This window comes from Roseateles sp. DAIF2, from assembly GCF_015624425.1.
Lineage (GTDB): Bacteria > Pseudomonadota > Gammaproteobacteria > Burkholderiales > Burkholderiaceae_C > Kinneretia.
The window spans coordinates 1,018,782-1,045,636 of sequence record NZ_CP049919.1 but is presented as its reverse complement, the minus strand read 5'-3'; the positions used below and the strand labels follow the sequence as shown (position 1 = coordinate 1,045,636).

Genomic DNA, 26,855 nt, shown 5'->3' with positions numbered 1-26,855 from the left:
GCCCGCGCCTCAGAAGCTGCGCGACAGCGTCAGCTGGATGATGTCCAGGCCCGGATTGGGCCGCTTGATGCTGGCATTGGAGAAATGCGAGTAGCGCAGGCCCAGGCGCGTGTGATCGTCGATCGCATAGCCCAGGCCGACATGGTCGGCGAACTGGAAGTTGGTGCTCAGATTGCGGCCGGCGAACTCCTTGCGGCTCAGCAGGCTGGGGCCGATGCCCAGCTCGAAGAACAGGCGCGACTCCGGGCTCAGCCAGAAGCGCCACATCGGCACCGCGCTGAGCTGGCTCATATTGCCGGGCTTCGCGCCGGCCCTGGGCCGCCAATAGGACAGGCCCAGCTCCAGGTTCAGCTCCACCCGCGCCTGCTCGCCGAGCCGGCGCGTCCACAGCACCGGCCCCTCCCAGTTCAGGGTCGCACGCTGGTAGGTCTTGCCCTGGGCCAGGTGCAGGCTCATCGCGCCCTCGCTCGCGGTCTGCGCGACGGCGCTGCCGCAGCTCAGGCCCAACAACGCGACATGGAAAAAGAAACGGGAGAACGAGGGGAACTGCAAGGTCATCGGGGGAAGTGAGAGGAAGATGAAAAAAAGCGCGCAGGAGCCGGCCGCGGCAGCGAGGTGCCGCGGCGCCATGGCGCGAAGGGATGGGGGTGGTGAGACGGCGGCTGAGCGCCTAGGACTGGGCCGCCTTCATGCGGCGCCACAGCAGCAGCTGCAAGACATCGAGGCCGGGATTCGGTCGCTTGATGCTCGCGTTGGAGAAATGCGAGATGCGCATGCCGAGCCGGTTCTGCTCGCCGATGCGGCGGCCCAGGCCGATGTGGTCGGCGAACTGGAAATGGGTGCTCAGTTGGCGGCCGGCAAAGCGCTTGCGGCTCAGCAGGCTGGGGCCGACGCCCAGCTCGATGAAATGGGTGGATTCATCCGAGGCCCAGAAGCGCCACACCGGCACCGCGCTGAGCTGCCACATGCCGCCGCTCTCGCGGTCCTTGTGCGGCATCCAGGCCGAGACGCCCAACTCCATCGACAGCTCGACCCGCGCCCGGCTGGCGCCGAGCCGGCGCGTCCACAGCACGCGGCTCTCGCGGTTCGCGGTCAGGCGGTGGCAATAGGGCCCGGTGGCCAGATGCAGGCTGGCGGCCGGAGGCGCGAGCTGCTGCTGCGACGCCCCGGACCGACCAAGGATTGAGCCCAGCCAGCGCCGGCGGGCCGCATCGGTGGGCAGCAGGGCCGGCGCGCGATCGGGGCGGGCGCGCAGGCGCTCCAGCAGGGACGAGAGGTAGGCGAACAGCATGAGGAGGAACAACAGCGGCTAAGGCCTTTGCTTCTGACCCGCTCATGCTAGGAATCGCCCCTCCGGCAGTCCGGCAGGACTTGTCGGGAATCTGTAGAAAACTGTAGCGAGACGGCGCGCGCGAACGCCGTATCGCGGCCCGCCTCAGCGCATCGCGACGGGCGTCCAGAAGATGTAGTCCGCCTGATAGCTCACCCATTGCTTCTGGCCGGCCGTCGTCGCATCGCAGGCCGCCTGCGGCGCGACGCCGCCCTGGGTCGCAACGCGCTGGATATGGCTGACGCCCTGCATCGCGCCGGCGCCCATGGCCGGGTTGGCCTTCACCAGCTGCAGGGGGATGCTGCCGGCCATGGCCGGCGCCACCGCGACCTGGGTCCCGGTGAGCTTGGAGCCGTCGCTCGACTCCCAGGTCGCTGGCGGGCCGTAGTACTTGCCGACCGTCTGGCGCCGGCGGTCCGTCAGGGTCGCCTCCGGTCCGACAAAGGCCCATTCGAACTGGCCGGCCATGTCCTTCCTGGCCCGGCATTCGTAGGCGATCCTGCCGACCCCGACCGTCTCCATCGACACCCGATGCCCCTCGGGCACCTGCACGGCGGTGGGCAGGCCCGCCTGGGAGAAGCCGGGCATCGCCCCGCCGCTCATCGACGCCCCGGACATCGCACAGGCGCCCAGCAGGGCCACGGGTGCCAGGGCCGCCAGCAGCATCGGCACGGACTTCGCGCGGGACTTGATGGGGTGGTTCATTGCAGCTCCTCGTCGGTGGTGGGCGGGCAGGACCGGCCGGTCCTGCCTCGGAACGCTGTACGCAGAGCGGCGTGGTTTGGATGCAGGCCCTGTCCGCGACGTGGGATTGCGCCACAACAGGCTGTTGAAAACCGTCGCGAGGACGGCCAACTGCTAGGAGGCGCCCCGAGCGCAGGAACCGGAACGTACTGGGGGCACGCGAGGATTCCGAGCACCGCGCAACGACGCAGATGGCCGCCGCAGTCGGTTTTCAACAGCCTGCCAGCTCGTCACGCCGGCCGCGGCCATTGCAGACGCAGCGCGGCCCCGCCCAGCGCGGCCTCGTCCACCCACAGCCGCCCGTCGTGCCACTGCGCCACCCGCAGCGCGATCGACAGGCCCAGGCCGACGCCGCCGCTGGCGCGGTCGCGCGCCTCGTCCAGGCGCACAAAGGGCTGCAGCACGCGCTCGCGCGCCTGCGGCGGGATGCCGGGCCCGTCGTCCTCCACGCTCAGGCGCCAGCCCTCGGCCAGGACCTCCAGGCGCAGGCAGATGCGCGCGCGCGCATGGCGGGCGGCATTGCGCAGCAGGTTCAGCAGCGCCTGTTTCAGCAGGCGCTCGTGCAGCACCAGCTCCAGGCCCGGCTCCGGCGGCAGCACCAGCTCCAGGCTCAGCTCGGGCCGCCCGGCCTCGCGCGCGGTCTGCGCCAGCAGGCCCTGCAGCCAGGGGCCGGCCAGCAGCCGGCCCGGCGCGGGGCGCTGCTGACGCTGCTCCAGCTGGGCCAGGTTCAGCAGCTCGGTGATCAGGCGGTCCAGCTCGCCGACATCGTCGTGCAGCGCGTCGATCAGGGCCTCGCGCTGCGCCGCGTCGGCGGCCTGGCGCAGCAGCTGCAGCTCGAACAGCAGCCGCGCCACCGGGGTGCGCAGCTCATGCGAGACCGCCCGCGTCAGCGCGCGCTGCTGCTCCACCATCGCGGCCGTCTCGCGGCTCATCGTGTTGAACTGCTCGCCCAGGCCGCGCAGCTCGGAGTAGCGTGACAGGGTCACCTGGCTGCCCAGCTCGCCGGCGGCCAGGCGCTGCGACTGCCGGCGCAGGCGGCGCAGGTCGCGCCACAACAGGCCCGACCAGAGCAGCAGGGCCAGCGCCATCGCGGCCACGACGGGCACGATGATCAGCAGCAACCAGTTGCCACTGCCCGGTCCCTTCTCGGTCGGCCAGCGCACCTCCAACCAGTCGCCGCCGCGATGGTCGGCATCCAGCGGCACCAGCAGCAGCTCATGTTCCTGGCGCTGCACGAAACCATGAGCCGCCAGCTGTGCCAGCTCGGCCGCCTGCAAGCCTTCCGGCGCCCCGCGACGCAGGCTCAGGTGCCAGCCATGATGCGGCTGCAGCGCGGCCAGCGCCGCAGGCCGCTGCGCCCGCGGCAGCGGTGCCAGGCGCTCGCGCAGCTCGAACACCATGCCGCGCGTCAGCTCATGGAAATAGGCCTGGGTACTTGGGCCGAAATGGCGCTCCGACCAGATGCCGACACCCCAGACCGCCAGCAGCCCGACCAGCAGCAACAGCAGCAGCAGACGCAGATAAAAGCGCAGCATCGTCGTCAGGGCACCAGCAGATAGCCGCGACCCCAGACGGTCTTGATCAGCGCCGGGGTGCGGGCGGTGTCGCCCAGCTTGCGGCGCAGCCGGCTGATGCAAAGGTCGACGCTGCGGTCCAGGCCGTCGAACTCCAGGCCGCGCAGCGCCTGCAGCAGCTCGTCGCGCGAGAGCACCTGGCCAGCGCGCTGGCCCAGCGCCCACAGCATCTCGAACTCCTGGGTGCTGAGTAGCAGCGGCTGCTCGGCCAGATGGGCCTCGCGCCTTGCCGCGCACAAGCGCAGCGCCCCGCCCAGCAGGCGCAGCGGCGCCGGCGCCGGGGGGGCCGCCACCGCGCCGCGGCGCAGCAGCGCGCGCAGCCGCGCCAGCAGCAGCATCGGCTCGACCGGCTTGATCACATAGTCGTCGGCGCCGGACTCCAGACCCAGCACCTGGTCCGCCAGCGCATCGCGCGCGGTCAGCATCAGCAGCGGCACCTCGGGATGCAGGCGGCGCAGCTCGCGGCAGACCGCCAGGCCGTCCAGGCCCGGCAGCATCAGGTCCAGCAGCACCAGGTCCGGCCGCTCACGTTCGAAGCGGGCCAGCGCGCGGTCGCCGCGCTCCTCCAGCAGCACCTCGAAGCCATGCTGACCGAGGAAGTTGGCGATCAGGCCGGCCAGCTTGACGTCGTCCTCGACCAGCAGCAGGCGCTGCACGCCGCCCTTGTTGCTCATCACCCGGCGCGCCGCGCCGCCAGCAGCGCCGCGGCCAGCTCGGCGAAGCCGAGACCGCGCTCGCCGGCGGTGACATAGGCGGGCCGGTGCCGCAGCTGCGGCAGGAAGCGCGCGATATTGGCCACGCCGACCGACAGCGGCACGCGCTCGAACATCAGCTGGTCGTTGGTCGAGTCGCCGACATAGGCCCAGTCCCGCGGCGCGAAGGGGCGCTGCAGCAGCATGGGCACCGCCCATTCGGCGGCGCTCCATTTGCTGTGCTCGCCGATCCAGCCGTTGATGTGGATCGAGCTGACCGTGGCGGTCAGGCCATGCTCGCGCATCACCGCGCAGACCGCCTCGATCTGCGCCGCGTCCAGATGCGCGAACTCGCTGTGGTCGACGGCGATGTCGGTCAGGCGGCCGGGGCTGTCGGTCGCCAGGGTCGCGCCGGGCACGCGCTTTAGCACATCGGCCGCGCAGGCCTGCAGGCGCGCGAAGTTGGCCGCGCGGGTGGCCTCGTCCTGGCTGAAGTCGCGCAGCAGGCCGCCGTCGGCGGCGCTGCGACGCAGCATCACCGAGCCGTTCTCGGCCACGATGGCCGCCACCGGCCAGGCAAGCGCAAAGGGCTCGCTCCAGCCGGCCGGGCGGCCGGTGATGGCGATCACCGGCACCCCGGCCGCCTGCAGCTCGTGCAGGGCCGCCAGGGCTTCGGGGGCGATGCCGCCGTCGGCGGTCAGGGTGTCGTCGATATCGGTCAGGATGCCGCTCAGGGCGCGCAGCGCCGCCGGCGGGCAGGAGGCAAAGGGCAACATGGGGGCGGATTGTCCCAGTGAAAGCCGGGATTGCGGACTTGTTCCGCGCATCGGCGGGGCGGCGTGCGGCTAGAATGCAAGCCTTCCGAGGAGCGTTGCAACCTCTCGCACCCTTCAGAGGCCAGGCTCGGATCGTCCCAGGACTTGTCCCGGGCCACTGCAACCGCGCTCACCCGCAATGTCCGACGTGGGTGATCGACCGTCTAACGCCCCGCGTTCGCATATTGCGGCTTCATACCGAAGGAGCTTTGCAATGAATGCTGCTGTGCTGAAGAAGACCCTGGCCGCCGACCAGTTCAAGATCGCCGACATCTCCCTGGCCGCCTGGGGCCGCAAGGAACTGAAGATCGCCGAGAGCGAGATGCCCGCGCTGATGGCGATCCGCAAGGAATACGCCGCCACCCAGCCGCTCAAGGGCGCGCGCATCACCGGCTCGCTGCACATGACGATCCAGACCGGCGTGCTGGTCGAAACCCTGCAGGCGCTGGGCGCCGAGGTGCGCTGGGCCTCCTGCAACATCTTCTCGACCCAGGACCATGCCGCCGCCGCGCTGGTGGCCGAGGGCACGCCGGTGTTCGCCTACAAGGGCGAGACCCTGGAGGACTACTGGGACTACACGCACCGCATCTTCGAGTTCGGCCCCAAGGGCTCGGCCGGCGAAGGCCCGAACATGATCCTGGATGACGGCGGCGACGCGACCCTGCTGATGCATCTGGGCCAGAAAGCCGAGAAGGACCTGTCGGTGCTGGCCAATCCGGGCAGCGAGGAGGAGCGCATCCTGTTCGCCGCGATCAAGGCCAAGATCGCCGCCGACAGCACTTGGTACACCCGCAAGAGCGCCGAGATCATCGGCGTGACCGAGGAGACCACCACCGGCGTGCATCGCCTGAAGGAGATGTCGGACAAGGGCACCCTGCTGTTCCGCGCGATCAACGTCAACGACTCGGTCACCAAGAGCAAGTTCGACAACCTCTACGGCTGCCGCGAGTCGCTGGTGGATGGCATCAAGCGCGCCACCGACGTGATGGTGGCCGGCAAGATCGCCGTGATCGCCGGCTATGGCGACGTGGGCAAGGGCTCGGCCCAGGCCATGCGGGCGCTGTCAGCCCAGGTCTGGGTCACCGAGATCGACCCGATCTGCGCGCTGCAGGCCGCGATGGAAGGCTACCGCGTCGTGACGATGGAGTACGCCGCCGACAAGGCCGACATCTTCGTGACCACCACCGGCAACAAGGGCGTGATCCGCCATGAGCACATGGCCGCGATGAAGCACAACGCCATCGTCTGCAACATCGGCCACTTCGACAACGAGATCGACATCGCCTCGATCGAGAAGTACGAGTGGGAAGAGATCAAGCCCCAGGTCGACCATGTGATCTTCCCGGATGGCAAGCGCATCATCCTGCTGGCCAAGGGCCGCCTGGTGAACCTGGGCTGCGGCACCGGACACCCGAGCTATGTGATGAGCAGCTCGTTCGCGAACCAGACCATCGCCCAGATCGAGCTGTTCGCGCACAAGGAAAAGTACCAGGTCGGCCAGGTCTATGTGCTGCCCAAGCATCTGGACGAAAAGGTGGCGCGCCTGCAGCTGGTGACCTTGAATGCGCAGCTGAGCGAGCTGACGGACGAGCAGGCGGCCTATATCGGTGTCTCCAAGTCGGGCCCCTACAAGCCCGACACCTACCGCTACTGATCGGACGGCTACTGCGCGAAGCTCAGGCGTCGTTGGGCGGTGCTCGGAATCCTCACGTACCTCCAGTACGTTGCGGTTCCTGCGCGCCGTCCGCCTAGCCTGAGCCTCGCTCGCGACGCCGCAAACAAGCTACCCCATGCGTGCTGACCAACTCCTCGTCGCTCAAGGCCTGGCGCCCACGCGCTCGGCCGCGCAGCGGCTGATCGACAGCGGCGCCGTGCAATGCGCCGGCCGTGTGCTCAAGAAGGCCGGCGAGGACCTGTTGCCGGATACGCAGCTCGTCGTCACCGACGATGCCGAGCTGCGCTATGTCTCGCGCGGCGGTCTCAAGCTCGAAGGCGCCCTGAAGACCAGCGGGCTCGACGTGGCGGGCCTGCACGCGCTGGACATCGGCCAGAGCACCGGCGGCTTCACCGATGTGCTGCTCAAGGCCGGCGCCGCGCATGTCACCGGCATCGATGTGGGGCACAGCCAGCTGCATGCGAGCCTGCGCGAGGACGCACGCGTCACGGCGCTGGAGAACACGCATGTGCGCGAGTACGTCCCCGGTCAGACCTTCGCGCTGATCGTCGGCGACCTGAGCTTCATCTCCATGCTCGGCGAGCTGGCGCGCATCGCCCCCTGGCTGGCGCCCGCCGGCCATCTGCTGTTGCTGATCAAGCCGCAGTTCGAGCTGGGCAAGAAGGCCCTGAACAAGGGCGGGCTGATCAAGGACCGCAAGCAGTACGCCGAACTCGAACAACGCGCGAAGGCGGCGGTCGATGCGATCGGCTCCCTTCAGCAGCGCGGCTGGTTCGAAAGCCCCGTCACCGGCGGTGACGGCAACACCGAATTCTTTCTCTGGGTTCAAGCCACATGAGCACCCCCCCCGTCAGCTTCGAATTCTTCCCTCCCAATACGCCGGTCGGCACCGAGAAGCTCAAGACCGTGGTGCAGGAGCTGGGCACCCTCAAGCCCCAGTACTTCAGCGTCACCTACGGCGCCGGCGGCGCCACCCGCGACAAGACCCTGGCCACGGTGATGGGCATCGCCGCGACCGGCTTCGAGGCCGCGCCGCATCTGTCCTGCGTCGGCTCGACACGCGAGAGCATCGCCGAGATCCTGGCCACCTACCGCGCGCAAAACATCCGCCGCATCGTCGCGCTGCGCGGCGACCTGCCCAGCGGCACCGCCACCGCCGGCGAGTTCCGCTATGCGGCCGAGCTGGTGCGCTTCATCCGCGAGACCCAGGGCCCGGACTGGAAGATCGAGGTGGCGGCCTATCCCGAATACCACCCGCAGCAGCGCTACGCGGCCAAGGACCTGCAGCATTTCGCCGACAAGATGCGCGCCGGCGCCACCGCGGCGATCACGCAGTTCTTCTTCAATCCGGACGCTTACTTCCACTTCGTCGACGCCGCGCGCAAGCTGGGCGTCGAGGCGCCGATCATCCCGGGCATCATGCCCTTCCACAACTACGGCCGCATCGCCCAGTTCGCGGCGCGCGACGGCATCGAGATCCCGCGCTGGGTCGCGCTGAAGATGGAAGGCTATATGGACGACAGCGCCTCGATCCGCGCCTTCGGCCTGGACGTGATCACCCAGCTCTGCGAACGCCTGATCGCCGGCGGCGTGCCCGCGATCCACTTCTATACGCTGAACCAGTCCGCGCTGACCCTGGAACTGTGCAAACGCCTCAAGCTCGGCTGAGAGGCCAGGGGACTTTCTGCTGCGCCGCCACCATGCGTCGTTGGTCGGACGCTCGGGGTCCTCACGTACAGGAAGTACGTTCCGGTCCCTGCGCTCCGTCCGCCTAGCCTGTCGCCGGCTCGCGACGAAAGCCCCCTAGCCTCTGCGCCTTTATTGACCCATCTCAAGTCGGCCGGCCCCTCCCCGCGAGGGGCCGGCCGCTTTTGCGTCAGCGCAAGGCTGTGGCGCGGGGCGGCTTTTCCAATGGCTTCATCCACTAGGAGCCATTGAATGACAAAGTCTCATCAACAACACAAGATCCTCGCCCTCGCTGCCGCCGCCTTCGGCCTGCTGGGTGCCGCCAGCGCCGTCCAGGCCCAGCAGCAACAAACCGCCACGGCCGAAGGCCCCTGGCTGGTGCGCGCCCGCGTGGTGCACCTCGACTCGGCCAACAAGGACTCGACCGGCCTGAACCTGGCGATCAACAACAAGGCCATCCCCGAGGTCGACATCAGCTACTTCTTCACGCCCAACTGGGCGGCCGAGCTGATCCTGACCTATCCGCAAAAGCATGACCTGAAGGCCGGCGGCAACAAGATCGGCAGCCTCAAGCACCTGCCCCCGACCTTGAGCCTGCAGTACCACTTCGCCCCCAGCGCGACCTTCCGTCCCTATGTGGGCGCCGGCATCAACTACACGCGCTTCTCCAGCGTCAACTTCGATCCCGCCGTGCAGGCCGCGCTGGCGCCCAGCATCAAGAAGAACAGCTACGGCCTCTCGCTGCAGGCCGGCGCCGACATCGAGATCGCGAAGAACCTGTACCTGAACGTCGACATCAAGAAGGTCAAGATCGACACCGACGTGTCCTCCAAGGGAAGCAAGGTCGGCAGCTTCAAGGTCGACCCGGTGCTGTTCGGCATCGGGCTGGGCATGCGCTTCTGACGGATGCCGCCCAACGCGGCGGCATTTCAGCAAGCCTCGCCGCCCGATGGCGCGAGCGCGCAGCCTAGCCAAGCGGCACCCGAGGATCCGGCTCCGCCGGTCCTGCGGGTGCGCCCCCTGGAGGGGGCCGGCGAAGCCGGTAGGGGGTGGTCCGTCAAGCCGCCGCGAACGCGTCCCGGGTCAGGTTCTCCGGCGCCTGATCCGCCTCGCGGCAGGCCACATCGTCCTCGATGCGCACGCCGCCGAAGCGGGCCAGGTGCTCGACCAGGCCCCAGTCGATCGCGGCGCCGGCCGGCGTGGCGGCCAGCTTCTTCAGCAGGGTCGGGATGAAATACAGACCCGGCTCGATGGTCACCACCATGCCGGGCTGCAGCACGCGGGTCAGGCGCAGATAGGGATGGCCCTCGGGCTTGGCCGCCGGCGCGCCGGTCTCGTCGGCCATGAAGCCGCCGATGTCGTGCACCTGCAGGCCCAGCAGATGGCCGATGCCATGCGGGAAGAAGGTGCTGGTGACGCGCTGCTCGACCAGCGCCTCGGGGCTGCTCAGCCCCTTTTTCACGATGCCCTGCTCCACCAGGATGCGCGCGATATGGCGATGCGTGCTCAGGTGGATGTCGCGGTAGTCGACGCCGGCACGCACCTCGTCCACCAGCGCCAGCTGCGCCCGCTCCATCGCGGCCAGCAGCGCGTCGAAGCGCTCGTCGCGCCCCAGGCTCCAGGTGCGCGTGATGTCCGAGGCATAGCCGTTCACCTGCGCGCCCGCATCGATCAGCAGCGCGCGCGATTCGGCCGGCGGGCGGCTGTCCTGGTACTGGTAATGCAGCACCGCGCCATGCTCGTTGAGCGCGACGATGTTGGAGTACGGCAGGTCGCGGTCGGTATGGCCGCTGGCCGCCAGGTAGGCGCGATGGATGTCCAGCTCGGACGCGCCGGCCTCGAAGGCCGCCTTGGCCGCCAGATGCGCCGGCACCGCGCGGCGCTGCGCGGCACGCATCTGTTCCAGCTCGTAGGCGCTCTTCACCGCGCGCCGGTAATGCAGCAGGTGCAGCAGGTCCTGCGGGTTGTTGGGCACCACGCCGGCGATCGCCGCGTCGGCCTCGCCGATGATGGCGGCACGCCCCCCTGCCGCCACCTGCAGATGACGCGCCGCATCCTCCGGCTGGCTGATCACGATCAGCTCGAAATGCTCGACCCAGAAGCCGCTCGGGTCGCTGGGCGGCACATGCCAGTAATCGTCCGGCTGGTAATAGACCAGGCGCGGCTTGTGGCCCGGCCGGATCAGCAGCCAGCTGTACGGGTTGGCCGTCAGCGGCAGCCAATGCTTGAAATGCGGATTGGGCTGGAACAGATAGGGCCGGTCATCGAGGAAGGCGTACTTCTCGATGCCGGAAGCAATCAACAGCGCGTCATAGCCGCAACGCGCCAGGGCCGACTCGGCCTGGATCTGCAGGGCGGCGAGGTGGGCGGCGTAGAGATGGGAGGCAGAGTTGGTGTGGTCCATGGAGGGCATTCTCGCTCGCGCGGAGAAATGTCAGGCCAGAACGATCTTGCTTAGAGCAAAGAGCAATCGTGGCGTCGGTATCAGATGCCAGAGCTGCCACGTTCACAGGTATTTTGTTGGCATAGTTCCATCGCACTAGGGACTTGTGGCTGCCACCGCAGTTTTTAATGGCGGACCTGTGACCAGGGAACCGAACTAGGGCTCTAGACCGTGATCGAAACTATCCTGACGATTGACCCAAAGCTTGCGGCAGCCGGTGGCGCTGTCGGATCAGCTCTGCTTGCTGCCTGTGGCTATATCGCCAAGATTCGATACGAGCGAAAGAGGACACTCCGCTCAACCCTGTTTTACCTACTTCAGCTCCGCCACAGCGCGGTCACAGATGAGCTGCTTACGACCCAACTACCGGATTGGATCCTTTCGGCATTCAAGTCTGCGTTAGCTGAACGCAGCTGGCAACTCAGTGACGAAGAAACTCAATCCATGCTGCAGCAGGCTCGCCCAATTCTGGTGGCGGTCGCAGAGCGTCAATCTGGGGCCGAGCAGCAGGAAATTCGGGGCCACCTGCTCAAGTCCCTCTCAGACCTTGCAAAGGATCAACCAGTTCTTGCGTATCGACTTTCGGCGGCCCTGCCAGAACTCAAGCTGCCAGACAATGCATCAGAAGCTCGCGCATCCGACTTTCCCGCCGAGGCAGCGGACGTTGCTCGGATGATCTCCGGATCGATTCGAGTCGGATTCCACGCAGAAGGTGCGCGCCAATCGAAGCACAAGCTGTCTGGGTTGATCTATATGGCTTCGTTCGAGATTGGGGTTCTGGCCTTTTTGCAAACCTACCTGATTCTTCGGCGACAGAATCATGTCAAGGTGCCAAATGCATTCCTTGATGCGATTGCCAAGTCAGCTGCGACTTCTGTACAAGAACTCGTTGACGCCCTTGCTTCCGTCGCGACATCAGACAGTGCGAGCCTGGCTCCCAAGGAAAGTCGTGGCCCTTTCGCTAGCGCCGACTCACATCGATAAACAGCCACTCTCAGGGCACATTCAGCACTAGGGCATGCCACTCATGTCAAAAGCTCTCGCATCCTTCGAAAGTTCCATTAAAGACGCGGAGGATCTGCTTGCGCACTTTGATGCCATGCCCAAGCCGCCTCCTGCAAATGCGGAAGTGTTGAAGCGGGCCGGCTTGGTCATGGCACTGACCGCGTGGGAGACGTACGTTGAGGATCGCGTTCGTGAAGAGGTGGCGCTACGCCTTCGAGTGGTGACCGGAAGCTATGTAGGAAAGTTTGTTTTGACACGCCTGGAGGAAGAGCTGAAACGCTTCCACAACCCGACCTCCGAGCCTGTCAGGATTTTTGTGTGCGAGGCATAGCATGACGACCAGGAGCATCTATGCCAACCAAGAAGAAGCCGGCGGGAGCCGGCATGACGGCGCTGCCGTCGATCCCCAAGGAACTCATTGAGCAGCTGACCGGCGGCTCGACGCCGATGACGGCCGAGCAGATCAACGCCACGACCATGGCGCTGAAGAAGGCGCTGATCGAGCGCGCGTTGGGCGCGGAGCTGTCGCACCACTTGGGCTATCCGCCCGGCACGGCCAAGCCGGAGGAGGCCGGCAACCAGCGCAACGGCAAGTCCGCCAAGACGGTCTTGACCGAGGACGGTCCGTTGCGCATCGAGGTGCCGCGCGACCGCGCCGGCTCGTTCGAACCCATCCTTATCCCCAAGCACGAGCGGCGCTTCACCGGCTTCGACGACAAGATCGTGGCCATGTACGCGCGTGGCATGACGGTGCGCGAGATTCAGGGCTTCCTGGCCGAGCAGTACGGCACCGAGGTCAGCCCCGAGTTCATCAGCTCCGTGACGGATGCCGTGATGACCGAGGTCTCGGCCTGGCAGAGCCGGCCGCTGGAGCCGATGTATCCGGTGGTGTTCTTCGACGCTCTGCGCGTGAAGATTCGCGAGGATGCGGTGGTGCGCAACAAGGCTATCTACCTGGCCCTGGGCGTGCTGCCCGATGGCACGCGCGACATCCTGGGCCTGTGGATCGAGAACACCGAGGGCGCGAAGTTCTGGATGAAGGTCTTCAACGATCTGAAGACCCGAGGAGTCGCCGACATCCTGATTGCCGTCACCGATGGGCTCAAGGGCATCCCCGAGGCGCTCGCTGCCGTGTTCCCAGCCACGACGCTGCAGACCTGCATCGTGCACCTGATCCGCAACAGCCTGGACTTCGCGAGCTGGAAGGACCGCAAGGCCCTGGCGGCGGCCTTGAAGCCAATCTACACGGCGTCCAGTGCTGACGCGGCCCAGGCCGAACTCGATGCCTTCGAGGCGAGCGCCTGGGGCCAGAAGTTCCCGACCGTGACGGCCACCTGGCGCCGGGCCTGGGATCGGGTCATCCCGTTCTTCGCCTTCAGCCCAGCCGTGCGGCGCGTGATCTACACGACCAACGCCATCGAGAGCATCCACAGTCGGCTGCGCAAGATCATCAAGACGCGCGGCCACTTCCCCAGTGACGATGCCGCTACCAAGCTCCTGTGGCTGGCGCTGCGCAATATCACGGCCGACTGGGGCCGCGCGGCCAAGGAATGGAAGGAGGCCATGAACCAATTCGCCATCGCCTACGGCGAGCGATTTACCTGACCTGCCGCGTAATATGCGGCGCGGGCTCGTCTGAATCGGCGAGCCCTACACCGAGCCTCGAACACAGAAATTCAGACAGCCCCCGACCTCCGACAAGACCAAGAAGCTGTTTCAGGACTTCCTCGAAGTTGATGTGGCGGCCTGCTGGGAATGGGCCAACTACGACTGCGTGAAGGCCAGGAAAACACTTGATGAGCTCATTTCAAAGCGAGGTGATGCAGTCCATCGCTCAAAGCCAGTTGCAAACGGTGCACCGCCCGCCCCACACCTAGTGAAGCGAGAGGAGCTCGACAAAGCTATTCGTTTCCTCAGGTGCCTCGTTGAGGCTACCGACAAGGCGCTGGCTGGCAAGTAAGCCCAGCTGCATTTCTCATCAAGACCTGACCCTTGAGATGCCTTCGTACGGACCACGAGCCTGCGATCAGCACGCCAGCTAAACACTCACATTTAGCCTGTCACCCTCACCCATTCACATCCCACACCACCCCCTCCTCCGTCAGCATCGCATCCACCGGCACATCGGTCGGCTCGGCCTTCAAGAGGGGCAAGAAACCATGGGCGTAACCCACGCCTGCAGTAATGGGGCGCGGCGTCAGCTCGGCCAGGGTGCGGTCCATGAAACCGCCGCCATAGCCCAGGCGCAGGCCGCAGGGGCCATAGCCCAGGCAGGGCAGGATCATCAGCTGGGGCTGGAACTGCTCGGTGTCCTTGGGCTTGGGGATGCCGTAGGCGTCCTCCTCCATCGGGCAGCCCGGATACCAGACGTGAAAGCGCAGGGTGCCATGGTCCTTGTCGACCACCGGCAGGCCGATACGGCGGTCCGGGTGCGCCTCGCTCCAGCGGTACAGCGCCGGCAGCGGATCGAACTCACCCTTGATCGGCCAGTAGGCGCCGATGGTCTTTTCCTGGCGGCGCAGCAGCCAGATGCGCAGCACGCTCTGCAACTGCTCGGCCAGGTCCAGGCGGTGGGGCAGGTCCAGGCGCTCCTGGATCAGCTTCTGGCGCAGCGCGGCGCGGTCGGGCATCAGCATGTTGTCCACTCGGGGCTCCGGCGGGGGCGACGACGAGGCCGGATTGTGGCCGGATTCGGTAGAGTCCGGCCACATGCATGACGATGAATTCACCGCCCATTGCACCGAGCTGCTGAGCCCGCTAGGGGCCGTGCGGACGCGCCGCATGTTCGGCGGCAGGGGCCTCTACCTGGACGAGCTGTTCGTCGCGCTGATCGCCGACGAGCAGCTGTACCTGAAGACCGATGTGGAAAGCCGGCCCCGCTTCGAGGCCGCCGGCTGCGAGCCCTTCCGCTACCTGAAGCAGGGCGAATGGACGACCCTGGGCTACTACCGGCCGCCCGAGGAGGCGATGGAATCACCGGCGCTGATGCGCCCCTGGGCGCGGCTGGCCCTGGAGGCCGCGCTGCGCGCCCAGGCCTTGAAACTCAAGCCGCGGCCAGCCCGGAAGGAGAAGGCGAGGACGAATGCGACGGCGCGGAGCGGAAGCCCGCGGCGCTAGCGGCGGCGGCACGCAGGCGCGTTGCCATCTGCGGGCAGGCGGCCGGCGGCACCAGCAGCTGGAAGCTCGCCTGGGGCCAGCCCTCGACGACGACGCGGCTGCCGGAGCGCAGCTGCACGCTCTGGCCCGGCTCCAGCCAGATATCCTCGGCGGCCTGGCTGGCGCTGCCCTGGCGGGTCAGCCAGAGCCGGCCCTCGGTGACACTCAGCTCGCGCGGCCCGGGGCCGATGTCCAGGCTCAGGGCCTCGCCGCGGGCCAGACTCCACAGCGCTTGTGCGAATTGCGTTTGACTCATGACTGCGACTCCCGACTGGGGCACCGGGACATCCGGTGCGACATGGGTGAATCCTAGGGACTACCCGGAGTCCGGTCCAATGAGATGCACGCGCGGGATTGATACCATTTGCTCATGAATCCGCAAGCCCGGCACCGTCCGCTTCCGATCGGCCCGCTGCGCGCCTTCGAGGCCGTGGCCCGGCTGTTGAGCTTCCGCGCCGCGGCCGAGGAGCTGCACCTGACCCAGTCCGCGATCAGCCGCCAGATCCGCACGCTGGAGGAGGAGATCGGCTGCACCCTGTTCCTGCGCGGCACCCGCCATGTGGAGCTGACGGCCGACGGCCTGCAGCTGCAGGGCACGGTGGTGGCGGTGCTGGAGCGGCTGGACGGCACGGTGCGGCAGATCCGCCAGAGCAAGGGCCGGCGCGTCGTCAATGTCACAACCTTCGCCTCCTTCGCCTCGCTGTGGCTGATCCCGCGCCTGGAGGCCTTCCAGCGCGAGCATCCGGACATCGACATCCGCGTCTCGGCCCATGACGTGGTGGTCGAGCTGGAGGACAGCGAGATCGACCTGGCGCTGCGCTATGCGACGCCGGAGCAGCTGGGCCGGCGCCAGGATGCGCAGCGCCTGTTCGGCGAGACCCTGACCCCGGTGATCAGCCCCTGGCTGGCGGGCCGGGCCGCCGCCGGCGAGGCGCCGCCGCTGGCGCAGCCGGCCGACCTGGCCGGCCACACCCTGGCCGAGGAGGACGACCAGCGCCCCAGCGCCGACTACCTGAGCTGGCGCCGCTGGCTGCGCGAGCATGGCGCGCCGGGCCTGCAGCCGCGCCGCTGGATGTACCTGAACTTCACCTACCAGCAGGTGCAGGCCGCGCTGGCCGGCCAGGCGGTGGCGCTGGCGCGGCTGGCCCTGGTCAGCGAGCAGCTGCAGCGCGGCGACCTGATCGAGCCCTTCGGCCCGGAAAGCCGCATGAGCAGCCCGTACGTCTACTGGCTGCTGCTGTCCGAGCAGGGCCGGCTGCGGCCCGAGGTGCAGCAGTTCAGCGCCTGGGTGCTCGAGCAGGCGGCGCAATCGCGCCGCGACATTGGAGAGGAATAAGGAGGCGCCTCAGGGTGCGATCAGCTCCAACTCGGTCGCGATCACCATCAACGCCTGGTCATGCGGCTCGACGGCAAAGGCCGCCTCGCCGCAGCTCCAGGCGACGCCCACCGCGGTCACGCCCGGGTGTGCCGCCAGCCAGCGGTCGAAGTAGCCGCCGCCATAGCCGAGCCGGAAGCCCTGGCGGGTGAAGCCGACGCAGGGCACCAGCACCACGTCCGGCTGCAGCACCGCGCCGGCGCCGCTGGGGATGCCGCATTCGTCCCGCAGCGCCGGCGTGCCGGCGGCGCCGTCCCAGCGCCGGTAGTCCATGCGGCCCTGGCCCTTGTAGGCATAAGGCAGAGCCAGCAGCGGCGGCTCGGGCAGCCAATCGGGCGACAGCAGGTCCCGCACTGCGTTAAATTCACCCTCCAGGGGCCAGTAAAGCCCCAGCACCTGCGGCTCCAGCTGGACCAGCAGCTCGCGCAGCCGGCCGGCCAAGGCCGGCGCGGCCGCCTGGCCCGGCGCGCTCTGCAGCCATTGCTGGCGCTGCTGGCGCAGCGCGGCGCGCAGCGCGGCGCGCAGCGCGCTGCGTTCCGGCGCCGCCGCGGGTGATGAAGAAGAGGACGAAGATGAAGACTGCTGCGGCAACGTGGCACCCACCGGCGAAGGCCTTGTCAGAAAAGAATGAGGAAGATGTTGTTGTCGGCAGTATATGAAGGCGCCCGGCGCCGCAGTCTGGGCCTGATGCTGGGCCTGGCGGCCGCGCTCGGCGGTGCCGCGGGGCCGGGTCTTGCCCAGACCGGCGCCGGCTCGCCGGAGCTGATCCTGCAGGCCCGGGAGGCGCTGCGCGCCCGCGATGCCCAGCGCCTGGCCGAGCTGGCCGGCATGACCCAGGCCCAGCAGCATGCGTTGGCGCCCTGGGTGGACTACTGGCAGTTGGGCCTGCGCCTGACCCAGGCCACCCAGGCGGACCTGGAGGCCTTCTACGCCCGCTGGCCCGGCAGCTATGTCGAGGACCGCATGCGCAACGACTGGCTGCTGGAGCTGGGCCGGCGGCGCGACTGGAAGAACTTCGCGCTGGACTACCCGCGCTTTCGCATGAACGACGACCGCGAGGTCACTTGCTACGCGCTGCTGACCGAGCACCTGGCCGGCCGCGATGTGCGCAAGGAGGCCAAGGCCGCCTGGCTGGCGCAGCGCGACGGCGACGACGGCTGCCAGCTGCTGGCCTCCACCCTGCTGGAGGCCAAGCGCCTGGACGAGGACGATGTCTGGCTGAAGCTGCGCCTGGCCACCGAGGCCGGCCGGCCGCGCGCGATGCAGGGCGCGGCGCGGCTGCTGGGCAAGCCGGTCGAGGCCGGCGTCAAGGACATCATCGACAACGCCGGCCGCTACCTGACCCGCAAGGCCGCGGCCAGCAACCGCCAGCAGGACGAGCTGACCACCGTCGCGCTGGTGCGCAGCGCCAGCAACGATGTCGACGCCACCACCGAATTCATGCGCAAGCGCTGGGAGCGCCAGCTGCCGCGCGACAACGCGGCCTGGGTCTGGGCCCAGATCGGCCGCGCCGCGGCCTTCCGCCTGCAGCCCGAGGCGCCCGACTACTACGACAAGGCGCTGAAGCTGCAGCCCGCCAAGCAGCGCATCGAATGGAGCGACGAGACCCTGGCCTGGGCCGCGCGCGCCGCGCTGCGCGCCGAGGACGGCCAGGGTCGGACGGCCCTGCTGCTGCGCGCGATCGAGCTGCTGGAGAAGGAAGGCAACGGCGCGCTCGATCCGGCCTGGACCTACTGGAAGGCGCGCAGCCTGAAGGCCAACCCCCAGACCGCCGCCGAAGCGCGCGGCCTGCTGCAGGGCCTGGCCTCGCCGCTGAGCTTCTACGGCAAGCTCGCCGCCGAGGAGCTGGGCCAGCGAGCGGCACTGCCGGCCACGCCGCTGCCGCTGACGCCGGCCGAGCGCGGCCAGGCGCAGAGCCATGCGGGCCTGACGCGCGCGCTGATGCTGGTGCAGCTGGGCCTGCGCGGCGAGGGCGTGCGCGAATGGAACTTCAGCCTGCGCGGCATGGGCGACCGCGAGCTGCTGGCCGCCGCGCAGCTGGCCTGCGAGCGCGAGATCTGGGACCGCTGCATCAACACCAGCGAGCGCACCCGCGGCGAGGTCGACCTGGCCCAGCGCTACCCGATGCCCTACCGCGCCGAGCTGCTGGCGCAGGCGCGCGAGGCCGGGCTGGATCCGGCCTATGTCTACGGCCTGATCCGCCAGGAATCGCGCTTCGTGATGGACGCGCGCTCCCATGTCGGCGCCTCCGGCCTGATGCAGGTGATGCCCAGCACCGCGAAGTGGACCGCGAAGAAGGTGGGCATGGCCTACAAGCCCGAGTTCCTGACCGACCGCGACTTCAATCTGCGCATCGGCACCACCTATCTGAAGCTGGTGCTGGACGCCTTCGACGGTTCGCAGGCGCTGGCCGCCGCGGCCTACAACGCCGGCCCCGGCCGGCCGCGCCGCTGGCGCGACGGTCCGCCCCTGGACGCCGCGATCTGGGCCGAGAGCATCCCCTTCACCGAGACGCGTGACTACGTCAAGCGCGTGCTCTCCAACGCCACCATCTACGCCCAGCTGATGGGCAACGAGCGGGCCGAGCTGCGCGCGCGGCTGGGGCGCTCGATCGGACCGGCCAGCGCGCCGGCGACGGACCTGCCATGAACGGCGGCGGTGCGCCGGCCATCCTGGTGCTGGGCGGCAGCGGCTTTGTCGGCCGCGCCCTGTGCGAGCGGCTGGTGCGCCAGTACCGGGGCGGCGCGCGCCTGACGGTGGCGACGCGCCGCATCGGCCATGCGCAGGCCCTGCAGCCGCTGCCGGGCCTGACCCTGCGGCAGGCCGATGTGCATGAGGACGCACAGCTGGCCGCGCTGCTGAACGGCCAGGACATCGTCGTCAACCTGATCGCGATCCTGCAGGGCGACGAGGCCGCCTTCGAACGCGTCCATGTGGCGCTGCCGCGCCGGTTGGCCGGGCTCTGCGAGGGCCAGACGCGGCTGATCCATGTCAGCGCGCTGGGCGTCGCGGCCGATGCGCCCTCGCGCTATCTGCGCTCCAAGGCGCGCGGCGAGGCGGCGCTGCGCGAGGCCCGCCCCGCCACCAGCACGCTGCTGCGGCCCTCGGTGATCTTCGGGCGCGACGACCGCTTCCTGAACCTGTTCGCCGCGCTGCAGCGCGGGCTGCCCCTACTGCCGCTGGCCGGCGCCGACGCGCGCTTCCAGCCGGTCTGGGTCGAGGATGTGGCCGAGGCCCTAGCGCGCTGCTGCGCCGATGCCTCGCGCTGCGCCGGGCAGACCTTCGAGCTGGCCGGCCCGCGCGAATGGAGCCTGGCCGAGCTGGTGCGCCTGGCCGGGCGCGCCAGCGGCCATCCGCGCCCCATCCTGCCGCTGCCCGCCGCGCTCGGCTGGCTGCAGGCGCTGGCGCTGGAATGCCTGCCGGGCGAGCCGCTGATGTCGCGCGACAACCTGGCCTCGATGCGCGTGCCCAATGTCGCCACCGGCGCCCTGCCCGGCCTGGCCGCGCTGGGCATCACCGCGCAGGATGTCGAGGCCATCGCGCCGGGCTATCTGCGTGGCGGTGCGACGCGGCTGGACCGCTGGCGCGCGCGCCACTGAGGCGGACCGCGCGGCGCTCATCAATCCCTTGCGCAATCGGCAACCATCGCGGCGCCGCTACCGCGTAGCATCGGAGCCCTACCCCACGGAGCCCCCATGCAACTGATCATCGGCAACAAGAACTACTCCTCCTGGTCCATGCGCCCCTGGGTGCTGCTGAAGGCCTTCGGCATCCCCTTCGAGGAGCGCAAGCTGCGCTTCGACTTCACGCCGGGCTCGGCCTTCTACCAGGCGCTGGCCGCCTACACGCCGACCTCCAAGGTGCCGGTGCTGGTGGAGGACGACGGCTTCGCGGTCTGGGACACGCTGGCGATCGCCGAACACATCGCCGAGCGCCACCCCGAACTGCCGATCTGGCCGCGCGACGCGCGCCAGCGCAGCCGCGCGCGCAGCCTCTGCGCCGAGATGCATGCCGGCTTCTCGACCCTGCGCAATCTCTGCACGATGAACATCGAGGCCGCGCTGCCGGAGGTCGGCGCCAAGCATCTGGCCGAGAACGCCCAGCTGCGCACCGAGGTGGCCCGCATCGACGCGATCTGGAGCCAGCAGCTGGCGGCCAGCGGCGGCCCCTTCCTGTTTGGCGAGTTCGGCGCGGTCGACGCCTATTTCGCGCCGGTCGCGATGCGCTTCAAGACCTATGGCCTGCCGCTGTCGGAGGCCAGCGCCGCCTATGCCCAGCGCCTGGCCGCCGCCCCCGGCGTGCGCGAATGGATCGCCGACTCGCTGGCCGAGCAGGATTTCCTGGACTTCGAGGAGCCGTATCGCAGCGGGCGGGATTGATCACCGCCGCCGCGCGGCCATGAAAAAAGGGCGCCGATGGCGCCCTTTCTATCTTGAGGTCGATGATCCGGTAGAGGATCGATCAGGCCTGCTGCTTGCGACGACGCGCGACGAAGGCCACGGCACCCAGGCCGGCCAGCATCAGGGCGTAGGTCTCGGGTTCCGGCACCGGAGCCAGTTGCGAGTTCAGCTGGTAGGTGGCGGCGAAAGCGTCGGACGCGACCTTGCCGGTCACGGCGTAGAAGTAGTTGCCAGCCAGTAGCGTGCCAAACGAGAAGGTAGAGACCGAATCGTCGAAGCTGAAGCTGCCGATGGCCGTGGTGCTGCCTTCCTTGAACAGCTCGATCTTGCCGCCAGTCAGGTTGAAATAACCGAAGTCGTTGGAGACCGCAACCGCCAGGACGCCGGTCTGGCTGCTCAGGCTGAACTTGTAGGTGTCGCTCAGCGAGGCGCCGGCACCGCTGGCGAAGCCGCCGCCGGCCTCGACGATGGCGTGGGTGCCCCAGTCGTGCGTCGCCGCTTGGGCAAAACCAGCCATGGCGGCCAATGCAGCGGCCGCAACAATCTTGAATTTCATGCTTTGAACTTCCCTCGTGTGTGGAGCCGGTTGGACCGGCCGACCCGGCTTGTGCTCGGGTTTGCCCGTACTGTAGTGGGGTAAGCATCTGTTTCACCCCCCTGCTTCGCGGGGGTGCTGCGCCGCAACAACCGCAGAGCGAACAGCCTCCTACACTGCGCGCATGAAGATTTTTTGTGTTGGCGGCAGCGTGCGCGACGCCCTGCTCGGCCGCCCCTCGTCGGATCGCGACTGGGTCATCGTCGGCGCCAGCCCCGCCGAGCTGCTGGCTCAGGGCTACCAGCCGGTGGGCCGCGACTTCCCGGTGTTCCTGCATCCGCAGACCCATGAGGAATACGCGCTGGCGCGCACCGAGCGCAAGACCGCGCCCGGCTATCACGGCTTCGCCTTCCATGCGGCGCCGGACGTGACCTTGGAGCAAGACCTGGCACGGCGCGACCTGACGATCAATGCGATGGCCCGCGACGAGGCCAGCGGCGAGTTGGTCGATCCCTATGGCGGCCAGCGCGACCTGCGCGACCGGGTGCTGCGCCATGTCTCGCCGGCCTTTGCCGAGGACCCGGTGCGCATCCTGCGGCTGGCGCGTTTCGCGGCGCGCTTCACCGATTTCACGGTGGCGCCCGAGACGCTGACGCTGATGCGGCAGATGGTTGAAGCCGGCGAGGTCGACGCGCTGGTGGCCGAGCGCGTCTGGCAGGAGCTGAGCCGCGGGCTGATGGAGGAGAGGCCCTCGCGCATGTTCGAGGTGCTGCGCGAGGCCGGCGCGCTGGCGCGCCTGGCGCCGGAGATCGAGCGCCTGTTCGGCGTGCCCCAGCCCGAGGCCCATCACCCGGAGATCGACACCGGCGTGCACCTGCTGATGGTGCTGGACCAATGCGCGCACCTGGGCGCGCCGCTGCCGGTGCGCTATGCCAGCCTGTGCCACGACCTCGGCAAGGGCCTGACGCCCCCCGAGGCCCTGCCCCGCCATATCGGTCATGAGGGCCGCGGCGTACCGCTGGCGCGCGCGATCAGCGAGCGCTGGCGCGTGCCGGCGGACTGCCGCGAGCTGGCCGAGCTGATGGCGCGCGAGCATACCCATGTGCACCAGAGCGGGGCTTTTAGCGCCGAGGCGCGGCTGCGCCTGCTGGAGCGTTGCGATGCGCTGCGCCGGCCCGAGCGCTTCGAGCTGCTGCTGCTGGCCTGCGAATGCGATGCGCGCGGTCGGCTGGGCCTGGAGGAGCGCCCCTATCCGCAGCGCGAGCGACTGGCGCGGGACCTGCGCCGGCTGCTGGCGCTGGACCTGGGCGCGGTCAGCGCCGCCGCCATCGCCGCGGGCAAGACCGGCCCGGCGATCGGCCGCGCGGTGCAGCAGGCGCGGCTGGCGGCCCTGCTGGCCGGCGAGCAGGAAGAAGGCGCCCACTGACAAGACCTGGCACCGGTGGCGACCATACTGCGGCCTTCATCTTCTTGCCCCATCCATCGACCGCCATGACCGAGCCGAGTGACTACACCGTCCTGCACGCGATCCCCGCCGCCGAGACCTATTGCGCGCTGCGCAGCGCCGCCGGCCTGAGCCCGAAGACCACCGAGGCCGCCGCGCGCGGCCTGCCGGCCTCGCTGTTCGCGGTGCAGATCCTGGCCGAGGGCCGCACGGTCGGCATGGGCCGGGTGATCGGCGACGGCGGCACCGCCTACCAGGTGGTGGACATCGCGGTGCGGCCGGAGCACCAGGGCCGCGGCCTGGGCAAGCTGATCATGCGCGAGATCAGCGCCTATCTGGACCGCGAGCTGGCGCCCAGCGCCTATGTCAGCCTGATCGCCGACGACCTGGCGCGCGACCTTTATGCGCAGTTCGGCTTCGAGCCGACCGCGCCGGCCTCGATCGGGATGGCGCGCAAGGTCTGACCCCGCATCAGATCAAAGCATGTGCGAGCGGTCGCCGGCGGCAAAACCGATCGCGTCGAAGCCCTCGCCGGCGGCAAAACCGATCACCTTGAACAGCTCGCCCATCTCATGCTCGGCGATCAGCCGGTGCGCCATCGCGCGGCCGGCCAGGTCGGATTCGCACAGCAGATCGATCAGGCCGCAGTTCAGCAGGAAGTTGGCCTGGCTGGTGTAGCCCAGCACCGTCAGGCCGGCGTCCTGGCCGGTCAGCGCGACACCGGTGAAGTTGACATGGGCGGTGATGTCCTTCTCGCCGACCAAGACCAGCGGATCGGGATCGGCGCGATGCTCGTGGTGGCACATCAGGGTGCCACCGATGCGCTGCGGGTGGTAGTACTCGGCGGCCGGGAAGCCATAGTCGATCAGGAAGGCCGCGCCGCGCGCCAGACCGGCGGCCAGGGTGCGCACGAAGGCCTCGCCCTGCGCATGCAACTCGGTCACGGTGTCGGGCACGAAGGGAATCGGTGCCACGCCCTGCGCCTCCAGCGGCGGGGCCAGCTCGCTCGTTCGGTCCGCCCAGACGAAGCCCGCGCCGTCCCAGGCCACGCCGCGCTCCCACCAGCGCTGGCCGTCGAAGCGGACCAGCTGCACCGGCATCGCGTCCAGCACCTCGTTGCCGACCACCACCGCCTCGAAGCGCTCCGGCAGCGCGTCCAGCCATTGCACCTGGTCGCCCCAGCGGGCCAGGCGCTCGGCCTGGCGCGCGCGCAGGGTGCCGGAGAGGTCGACGATCTGGTAGCGCCGCACCCGCTCGCCCAGCGCCTCCAGCAGCTGGGCCGCCAGCGCGCCGCTACCGGCGCCGAACTCGATCACCGTGTCGGTGCCGGTGGCCTGCAGCGCCTGGCCGACCTGCACGGCCAGCGCGCGGCCGAACAGGGGCGACATCTCGGGTGCGGTGACGAAGTCCGAACCGCCGTCGGCGCCGCCGGGCATCAGGCCGAACTTGCGGCGCGGGCCGCTGTAATAGCCCAGGCCGGGCGCGTAGAGCGCCAGTTCCATGAAGCGGTCGAAGCCAAGCCAGCCGCCGGCCGCGGCGATCTCCTGGCGAATCAGGGTCAACAAATCCATCGCGCCGATTGTAGGAACAGGGGATCAGGCGCCGCCGCTGCGCTTGCGCACCCAGGCCTCGAACTGGCGCGCCGGCATCGAATCGCCGACCAACTCGCCCTGCAGCTCGTCGCAGCCCCATTCGGCCAGCAGCGCGCGCTGCACCTCGTTGCGCACGCCCTCGGCGCCGACGCGCAGGCCCAGGTCCTTGGCCATGCGCACGATGGCGCGCGTGATCGCCAGCGAGCCGGCATCGCCGGGCAGCTTGGCGACGAAGCTCTGGTCGACCTTCAGCTTGTCCAACGGCAGCTGGGTCAGATGCGCCAGCGCGGTATAGCCGGTGCCGAAATCGTCCACCGAGATCGCCAGCCCCAGCGCGCGCAACGCCGCCAGTGTGGCCGGCGCCGTGCCCAGGTCGTCGACCAGCATGCGCTCGGTCAGCTCCAGCTCCAGCCATTCGCCCGGCGCGCCGGCCTCGGCCAGCACCTCGCGCACCGTGTCGGCAAAGCGGTCCAGGCGGAACTGCATGCTGGACAGATTGACCGCGATCGGCACCGGCGCGATGCCGCTGTCGTGCCAGGCCTTGCTCTGGCGCAGCGCCTCGCGCATCACCCATTCGCCCAGCGGCACCATCAGGCGGTGCCGCTCGGCCACCGCGATGAAGGCATCCGGGCTCAGGAGGCCGCGCTCCGGGTGCTGCCAGCGCAGCAGCGCCTCGGCGCCGACCAGGCGGCCGTCCTGCGCATCGATCTGCGGCTGGTAATGCAGGCGGAACTGGTCGCGCGTCAGCGCCTCGGCCAGCTCGGCCTCCAGCACCAAGTCGGCATAGGCCTGGCGCGCCATCTCGGGCTCGAAGAACTGATAGCTGGCGCGGCCGCGCGCCTTGGCCAGGTACATCGCGGTGTCGGCATGCTGGATCAGCTCCTCGGCGCGCTCGCCGTCGCGCGGGTAGAGCGCGACGCCGATCGAGGGCGTCACCGACAGGTCGCGCCCGTCGGCGCGCACCGGCACCTCGACCACCGACAGCAGCGCCATCAGCACCACCATCACGTCTTCCTGCTGATGCACATCGTTGAGCAGAACGACGAACTCGTCGCCGCCGAAGCGCCCGACCAGGTCGGAGGTGCGCAGGCAGTTGCGGATGCGCTCGGCGACGGTGGACAGCACCTTGTCGCCCTCCAGATGGCCCAGCGAATCGTTGACGCGCTTGAAGTTGTCCAGGTCGATGAACAGCAGCGCCAGCTGGTGGCCGCGCTGCTGGGCGCGCGCCAGCGCGGGGCCGAGCCGCTCCATGAAGGCGGCGCGGTTCAGCAGCTGGGTCAGCGAATCATGCTGCGCCAGATGACGGATGCGCGCCTGCGCGGCGACGCGGTCGCGGATGTCGCGCACGATCGCCATGCGCTGGTTCTCGCCGCCGCGCGCCATCGCGCGCACGATCAGCTCGACCGGGATGCGCGTGCCGTCGCGGTGCAGCACCGCCGATTCGTAATGCACCTCGGCGCCGGCCTGCATCATCTGCCGCACCTTGCCGATCTCCTCGACCGGCAGGAAGTCGAAGGCCGAGCGCTCGCGCAGCTCCTCCAGCGGATAGCCGATCAGCGTGCACAGCGCCGGGTTGGCGTCGACGATGCGCCCGTCGACATGGAACAGGATGCCCTCGGCCGAGGCCTGCATGAACTTCTCGAGCCGAGCCTCGGACTCGCGCATCGCCGCCTCGGCCAGGCGGTGCCGCGTGATGTCGACGATCTGCACGAAGGCGGCCTGCACCTGGCCGGCCGCATCCAGGTGCGGGATCACATGGGCCTCGATCCAGCGCGGCTGGCCGTCCGGCCCGCGCAGCTGGCGCTCGTAGAAGCCGGGCCGGCCGCTGCGCTCGACCTCGTAGACGATCGGGCCGACCAGATCGGCCGCCGCGTCGCCGATGATCTCGGTGAAGGTCCGGCCCAGGATGCTCTGCTCGGTCAGGCCGAAGGTGGCGGCATAGCCGCGGTTGGCGAACAGGCAGCGGTAGCTGCGCGCCTCGTAGAGCGCGATCAGGGTCGGCACATGGTCGGCCAGCAGCCGGAACTGCGAGACCTGCTCGGCCGCCCGCAGCGCCGCCTGCTTGGCCGCGCCGATGTCCAGCCACAGGCAGACATGGGCACCCAGGCCCTCGTCCCAGCGCGCCTCGCACAGCCGCCAGCCCGCCGCGCCGGCCAGCGCCAGCTCGAGCGCGAAATCGGCGCGCCGGGCCCAGGCCTCGCGCAACGCCGCCCCGGCCTCGGGCGCCAGCCAGGCCCAATCCGGCGCGGCGGCCAGCGCCGTGAAGGTCTCGTTGGCCTGCAGCACCCGGCCCTGCGCATCGACCAGGGCCAGCGCGCAGGGCAGGCGCGCCCAGCCCGGCCAGAGCAGTTCGAGATCGGGAATCGCTTGGGGCGGCATCATGGCGGGG

28 protein-coding genes and 1 riboswitch are annotated in these 26,855 nt (G+C 69.1%); of the genes, 15 read left to right on the top strand and 13 right to left on the bottom strand.

The genetic code is table 11. The features are described 5' to 3' along the window. Positions 1-9: 9 nt before the first annotated feature. From G8A07_RS04895 to G8A07_RS04870, 6 genes are all read right to left on the bottom strand, one after another. On the bottom strand, positions 10-558 hold the full coding sequence (locus G8A07_RS04895) for an acyloxyacyl hydrolase (protein ID WP_195795975.1): 549 nt from the start codon (positions 556-558) through the stop codon (positions 10-12). A gap of 112 nt (positions 559-670) precedes the next feature. After that, complete coding sequence (locus G8A07_RS04890; protein ID WP_195795974.1) at positions 671-1,291, bottom strand: acyloxyacyl hydrolase; 621 nt, start codon at positions 1,289-1,291, stop codon at positions 671-673. Positions 1,292-1,435: 144 nt separating this feature from the next. Then, complete coding sequence (locus tag G8A07_RS04885) at positions 1,436-2,035, bottom strand: DUF3455 domain-containing protein (protein ID WP_195795973.1); 600 nt, start codon at positions 2,033-2,035, stop codon at positions 1,436-1,438. A 269-nt stretch (positions 2,036-2,304) separates the two neighbouring features. After that, the gene (locus G8A07_RS04880) at positions 2,305-3,609 is read right to left on the bottom strand and encodes an ATP-binding protein (protein WP_195795972.1); all 1,305 of its coding nucleotides are present in this window, start codon (positions 3,607-3,609) and stop codon (positions 2,305-2,307) included. Positions 3,610-3,614: 5 nt separating this feature from the next. Then, complete coding sequence (locus G8A07_RS04875; protein ID WP_195795971.1) at positions 3,615-4,322, bottom strand: response regulator; 708 nt, start codon at positions 4,320-4,322, stop codon at positions 3,615-3,617. Then, a complete protein-coding gene (locus tag G8A07_RS04870; protein WP_195795970.1) occupies positions 4,322-5,116 on the bottom strand; it encodes an HAD-IIB family hydrolase in 795 nt (264 codons plus the stop codon). The genes G8A07_RS04875 and G8A07_RS04870 overlap by 1 nt, the downstream gene beginning before the upstream one ends. 81 nt (positions 5,117-5,197) lie before the next feature. Beyond that, positions 5,198-5,294, top strand: a riboswitch (S-adenosyl-L-homocysteine riboswitch). Between the two features lie 75 nt (positions 5,295-5,369). On the opposite strand from G8A07_RS04870, the gene ahcY reads away from it, so the two are divergent. The 4 genes from ahcY (at position 5,370) to G8A07_RS04850 (ending at position 9,419) form a co-directional block, all read left to right on the top strand. Next, positions 5,370-6,809, top strand: coding sequence for an adenosylhomocysteinase (gene ahcY, locus G8A07_RS04865; protein ID WP_195795969.1), 1,440 nt, complete (start codon positions 5,370-5,372; stop codon positions 6,807-6,809). A 136-nt stretch (positions 6,810-6,945) separates the two neighbouring features. Further along, positions 6,946-7,668, top strand: coding sequence for a TlyA family RNA methyltransferase (locus tag G8A07_RS04860; protein WP_195795968.1), 723 nt, complete (start codon positions 6,946-6,948; stop codon positions 7,666-7,668). Beyond that, on the top strand, positions 7,665-8,498 hold the full coding sequence (metF, locus tag G8A07_RS04855) for a methylenetetrahydrofolate reductase [NAD(P)H] (protein WP_195795967.1): 834 nt from the start codon (positions 7,665-7,667) through the stop codon (positions 8,496-8,498). The genes G8A07_RS04860 and metF overlap by 4 nt, the downstream gene beginning before the upstream one ends. Positions 8,499-8,768: 270 nt before the next feature. Beyond that, positions 8,769-9,419 carry an OmpW family protein gene (locus G8A07_RS04850; RefSeq protein WP_195795966.1) on the top strand — a complete coding sequence of 217 codons (651 nt, stop codon included), beginning with the start codon at positions 8,769-8,771 and terminating at the stop codon, positions 9,417-9,419. Positions 9,420-9,573: 154 nt separating this feature from the next. Here G8A07_RS04850 and pepQ read toward each other — a convergent pair whose 3' ends face one another. After that, on the bottom strand, positions 9,574-10,920 hold the full coding sequence (pepQ, locus tag G8A07_RS04845) for a Xaa-Pro dipeptidase (protein ID WP_195795965.1): 1,347 nt from the start codon (positions 10,918-10,920) through the stop codon (positions 9,574-9,576). Positions 10,921-11,130: 210 nt separating this feature from the next. Here pepQ and G8A07_RS04840 point away from each other — a divergent pair, with 210 nt between their 5' ends. From G8A07_RS04840 to G8A07_RS28245, 4 genes are read left to right on the top strand one after another with little or no spacing between them, the layout of a single operon-like run. Beyond that, positions 11,131-11,943 carry a hypothetical protein gene (locus tag G8A07_RS04840; RefSeq protein ID WP_195795964.1) on the top strand — a complete coding sequence of 271 codons (813 nt, stop codon included), beginning with the start codon at positions 11,131-11,133 and terminating at the stop codon, positions 11,941-11,943. A 43-nt stretch (positions 11,944-11,986) separates the two neighbouring features. Further along, positions 11,987-12,295: a HEPN domain-containing protein gene (locus G8A07_RS04835; protein ID WP_195795963.1), complete on the top strand. Its 309-nt coding sequence runs from the start codon at positions 11,987-11,989 to the stop codon at positions 12,293-12,295. Between the two features lie 20 nt (positions 12,296-12,315). Next, positions 12,316-13,569, top strand: a complete 1,254-nt coding sequence (locus G8A07_RS04830; protein WP_195792716.1) for an IS256 family transposase — start codon at positions 12,316-12,318, stop codon at positions 13,567-13,569. A 34-nt stretch (positions 13,570-13,603) separates the two neighbouring features. Then, a complete protein-coding gene (locus G8A07_RS28245) occupies positions 13,604-13,924 on the top strand; it encodes a HEPN domain-containing protein (protein ID WP_195797592.1) in 321 nt (106 codons plus the stop codon). Between the two features lie 106 nt (positions 13,925-14,030). Here the strand turns inward: G8A07_RS28245 and G8A07_RS04820 are convergent, their stop codons facing one another. Next, complete coding sequence (locus G8A07_RS04820) at positions 14,031-14,600, bottom strand: 5-formyltetrahydrofolate cyclo-ligase (RefSeq protein WP_249937222.1); 570 nt, start codon at positions 14,598-14,600, stop codon at positions 14,031-14,033. Between the two features lie 73 nt (positions 14,601-14,673). On the opposite strand from G8A07_RS04820, the gene G8A07_RS04815 reads away from it, so the two are divergent. Beyond that, positions 14,674-15,081 (top strand): TfoX/Sxy family protein, encoded by a 408-nt coding sequence (locus G8A07_RS04815; RefSeq protein ID WP_195795962.1) that lies wholly within the window; start codon positions 14,674-14,676, stop codon positions 15,079-15,081. Here the strand turns inward: G8A07_RS04815 and G8A07_RS04810 are convergent. After that, positions 15,008-15,376 (bottom strand): DUF2917 domain-containing protein, encoded by a 369-nt coding sequence (locus G8A07_RS04810; protein ID WP_195795961.1) that lies wholly within the window; start codon positions 15,374-15,376, stop codon positions 15,008-15,010. The genes G8A07_RS04815 and G8A07_RS04810 overlap by 74 nt on opposite strands. Before the next feature lie 114 nt (positions 15,377-15,490). Here G8A07_RS04810 and G8A07_RS04805 point away from each other — a divergent pair, with 114 nt between their 5' ends. Beyond that, entirely contained in the window at positions 15,491-16,456 is a 966-nt protein-coding gene (locus G8A07_RS04805) for a LysR substrate-binding domain-containing protein (RefSeq protein WP_195795960.1), read from the top strand. Positions 16,457-16,465: 9 nt separating this feature from the next. Here the strand turns inward: G8A07_RS04805 and G8A07_RS04800 are convergent, their stop codons facing one another. Further along, the gene (locus tag G8A07_RS04800) at positions 16,466-17,098 is read right to left on the bottom strand and encodes a 5-formyltetrahydrofolate cyclo-ligase (protein ID WP_195795959.1); all 633 of its coding nucleotides are present in this window, start codon (positions 17,096-17,098) and stop codon (positions 16,466-16,468) included. Positions 17,099-17,131: 33 nt separating this feature from the next. On the opposite strand from G8A07_RS04800, the gene G8A07_RS04795 reads away from it, so the two are divergent. From G8A07_RS04795 to G8A07_RS04785, 3 genes are all read left to right on the top strand, one after another. Further along, positions 17,132-19,144: a transglycosylase SLT domain-containing protein gene (locus G8A07_RS04795; protein WP_371816429.1), complete on the top strand. Its 2,013-nt coding sequence runs from the start codon at positions 17,132-17,134 to the stop codon at positions 19,142-19,144. After that, the gene (locus tag G8A07_RS04790; RefSeq protein ID WP_195795958.1) at positions 19,141-20,094 is read left to right on the top strand and encodes a complex I NDUFA9 subunit family protein; all 954 of its coding nucleotides are present in this window, start codon (positions 19,141-19,143) and stop codon (positions 20,092-20,094) included. The genes G8A07_RS04795 and G8A07_RS04790 overlap by 4 nt, the downstream gene beginning before the upstream one ends. A gap of 96 nt (positions 20,095-20,190) precedes the next feature. Further along, positions 20,191-20,874: a glutathione S-transferase family protein gene (locus G8A07_RS04785; RefSeq protein WP_195795957.1), complete on the top strand. Its 684-nt coding sequence runs from the start codon at positions 20,191-20,193 to the stop codon at positions 20,872-20,874. Positions 20,875-20,956: 82 nt separating this feature from the next. Here the strand turns inward: G8A07_RS04785 and G8A07_RS04780 are convergent, their stop codons facing one another. Continuing rightward, entirely contained in the window at positions 20,957-21,451 is a 495-nt protein-coding gene (locus G8A07_RS04780; protein ID WP_195795956.1) for an FxDxF family PEP-CTERM protein, read from the bottom strand. 163 nt (positions 21,452-21,614) lie between these two features. On the opposite strand from G8A07_RS04780, the gene G8A07_RS04775 reads away from it, so the two are divergent. Continuing rightward, positions 21,615-22,856 (top strand): multifunctional CCA addition/repair protein, encoded by a 1,242-nt coding sequence (locus G8A07_RS04775; protein ID WP_195795955.1) that lies wholly within the window; start codon positions 21,615-21,617, stop codon positions 22,854-22,856. A 65-nt stretch (positions 22,857-22,921) separates the two neighbouring features. After that, positions 22,922-23,338 (top strand): GNAT family N-acetyltransferase, encoded by a 417-nt coding sequence (locus tag G8A07_RS04770; protein WP_195795954.1) that lies wholly within the window; start codon positions 22,922-22,924, stop codon positions 23,336-23,338. A gap of 12 nt (positions 23,339-23,350) precedes the next feature. On the opposite strand, the gene G8A07_RS04765 is transcribed toward G8A07_RS04770, so the two are convergent. Together G8A07_RS04765 and G8A07_RS04760 are read right to left on the bottom strand one after the other, a co-directional pair. Further along, a complete protein-coding gene (locus tag G8A07_RS04765; protein WP_195795953.1) occupies positions 23,351-24,445 on the bottom strand; it encodes a class I SAM-dependent methyltransferase in 1,095 nt (364 codons plus the stop codon). Between the two features lie 24 nt (positions 24,446-24,469). Beyond that, a complete protein-coding gene (locus tag G8A07_RS04760; RefSeq protein WP_195795952.1) occupies positions 24,470-26,848 on the bottom strand; it encodes a bifunctional diguanylate cyclase/phosphodiesterase in 2,379 nt (792 codons plus the stop codon). Positions 26,849-26,855 lie beyond the last annotated feature (7 nt).

Bases quoted from the DNA above. Each gene is read 5' to 3' on its own strand.
- G8A07_RS04895 (WP_195795975.1), bottom strand. From the start codon at position 558: ATGACCTTGCAGTTCCCCTCGTTCTCCCGTTTCTTTTTCCATGTCGCG.
- G8A07_RS04890 (WP_195795974.1), bottom strand. From the start codon at position 1,291: ATGCTGTTCGCCTACCTCTCGTCCCTGCTGGAGCGCCTGCGCGCCCGC.
- G8A07_RS04885 (WP_195795973.1), bottom strand. From the start codon at position 2,035: ATGAACCACCCCATCAAGTCCCGCGCGAAGTCCGTGCCGATGCTGCTG.
- G8A07_RS04880 (WP_195795972.1), bottom strand. From the start codon at position 3,609: ATGCTGCGCTTTTATCTGCGTCTGCTGCTGCTGTTGCTGCTGGTCGGG.
- G8A07_RS04875 (WP_195795971.1), bottom strand. From the start codon at position 4,322: ATGAGCAACAAGGGCGGCGTGCAGCGCCTGCTGCTGGTCGAGGACGAC.
- G8A07_RS04870 (WP_195795970.1), bottom strand. From the start codon at position 5,116: ATGTTGCCCTTTGCCTCCTGCCCGCCGGCGGCGCTGCGCGCCCTGAGC.
- ahcY (WP_195795969.1), top strand. From the start codon at position 5,370: ATGAATGCTGCTGTGCTGAAGAAGACCCTGGCCGCCGACCAGTTCAAG.
- G8A07_RS04860 (WP_195795968.1), top strand. From the start codon at position 6,946: ATGCGTGCTGACCAACTCCTCGTCGCTCAAGGCCTGGCGCCCACGCGC.
- metF (WP_195795967.1), top strand. From the start codon at position 7,665: ATGAGCACCCCCCCCGTCAGCTTCGAATTCTTCCCTCCCAATACGCCG.
- G8A07_RS04850 (WP_195795966.1), top strand. From the start codon at position 8,769: ATGACAAAGTCTCATCAACAACACAAGATCCTCGCCCTCGCTGCCGCC.
- pepQ (WP_195795965.1), bottom strand. From the start codon at position 10,920: ATGGACCACACCAACTCTGCCTCCCATCTCTACGCCGCCCACCTCGCC.
- G8A07_RS04835 (WP_195795963.1), top strand. From the start codon at position 11,987: ATGTCAAAAGCTCTCGCATCCTTCGAAAGTTCCATTAAAGACGCGGAG.
- G8A07_RS04830 (WP_195792716.1), top strand. From the start codon at position 12,316: ATGCCAACCAAGAAGAAGCCGGCGGGAGCCGGCATGACGGCGCTGCCG.
- G8A07_RS04820 (WP_249937222.1), bottom strand. From the start codon at position 14,600: ATGCTGATGCCCGACCGCGCCGCGCTGCGCCAGAAGCTGATCCAGGAG.
- G8A07_RS04815 (WP_195795962.1), top strand. From the start codon at position 14,674: ATGCATGACGATGAATTCACCGCCCATTGCACCGAGCTGCTGAGCCCG.
- G8A07_RS04810 (WP_195795961.1), bottom strand. From the start codon at position 15,376: ATGAGTCAAACGCAATTCGCACAAGCGCTGTGGAGTCTGGCCCGCGGC.
- G8A07_RS04805 (WP_195795960.1), top strand. From the start codon at position 15,491: ATGAATCCGCAAGCCCGGCACCGTCCGCTTCCGATCGGCCCGCTGCGC.
- G8A07_RS04795 (WP_371816429.1), top strand. From the start codon at position 17,132: ATGTTGTTGTCGGCAGTATATGAAGGCGCCCGGCGCCGCAGTCTGGGC.
- G8A07_RS04790 (WP_195795958.1), top strand. From the start codon at position 19,141: ATGAACGGCGGCGGTGCGCCGGCCATCCTGGTGCTGGGCGGCAGCGGC.
- G8A07_RS04785 (WP_195795957.1), top strand. From the start codon at position 20,191: ATGCAACTGATCATCGGCAACAAGAACTACTCCTCCTGGTCCATGCGC.
- G8A07_RS04780 (WP_195795956.1), bottom strand. From the start codon at position 21,451: ATGAAATTCAAGATTGTTGCGGCCGCTGCATTGGCCGCCATGGCTGGT.
- G8A07_RS04775 (WP_195795955.1), top strand. From the start codon at position 21,615: ATGAAGATTTTTTGTGTTGGCGGCAGCGTGCGCGACGCCCTGCTCGGC.
- G8A07_RS04770 (WP_195795954.1), top strand. From the start codon at position 22,922: ATGACCGAGCCGAGTGACTACACCGTCCTGCACGCGATCCCCGCCGCC.
- G8A07_RS04765 (WP_195795953.1), bottom strand. From the start codon at position 24,445: ATGGATTTGTTGACCCTGATTCGCCAGGAGATCGCCGCGGCCGGCGGC.
- G8A07_RS04760 (WP_195795952.1), bottom strand. From the start codon at position 26,848: ATGATGCCGCCCCAAGCGATTCCCGATCTCGAACTGCTCTGGCCGGGC.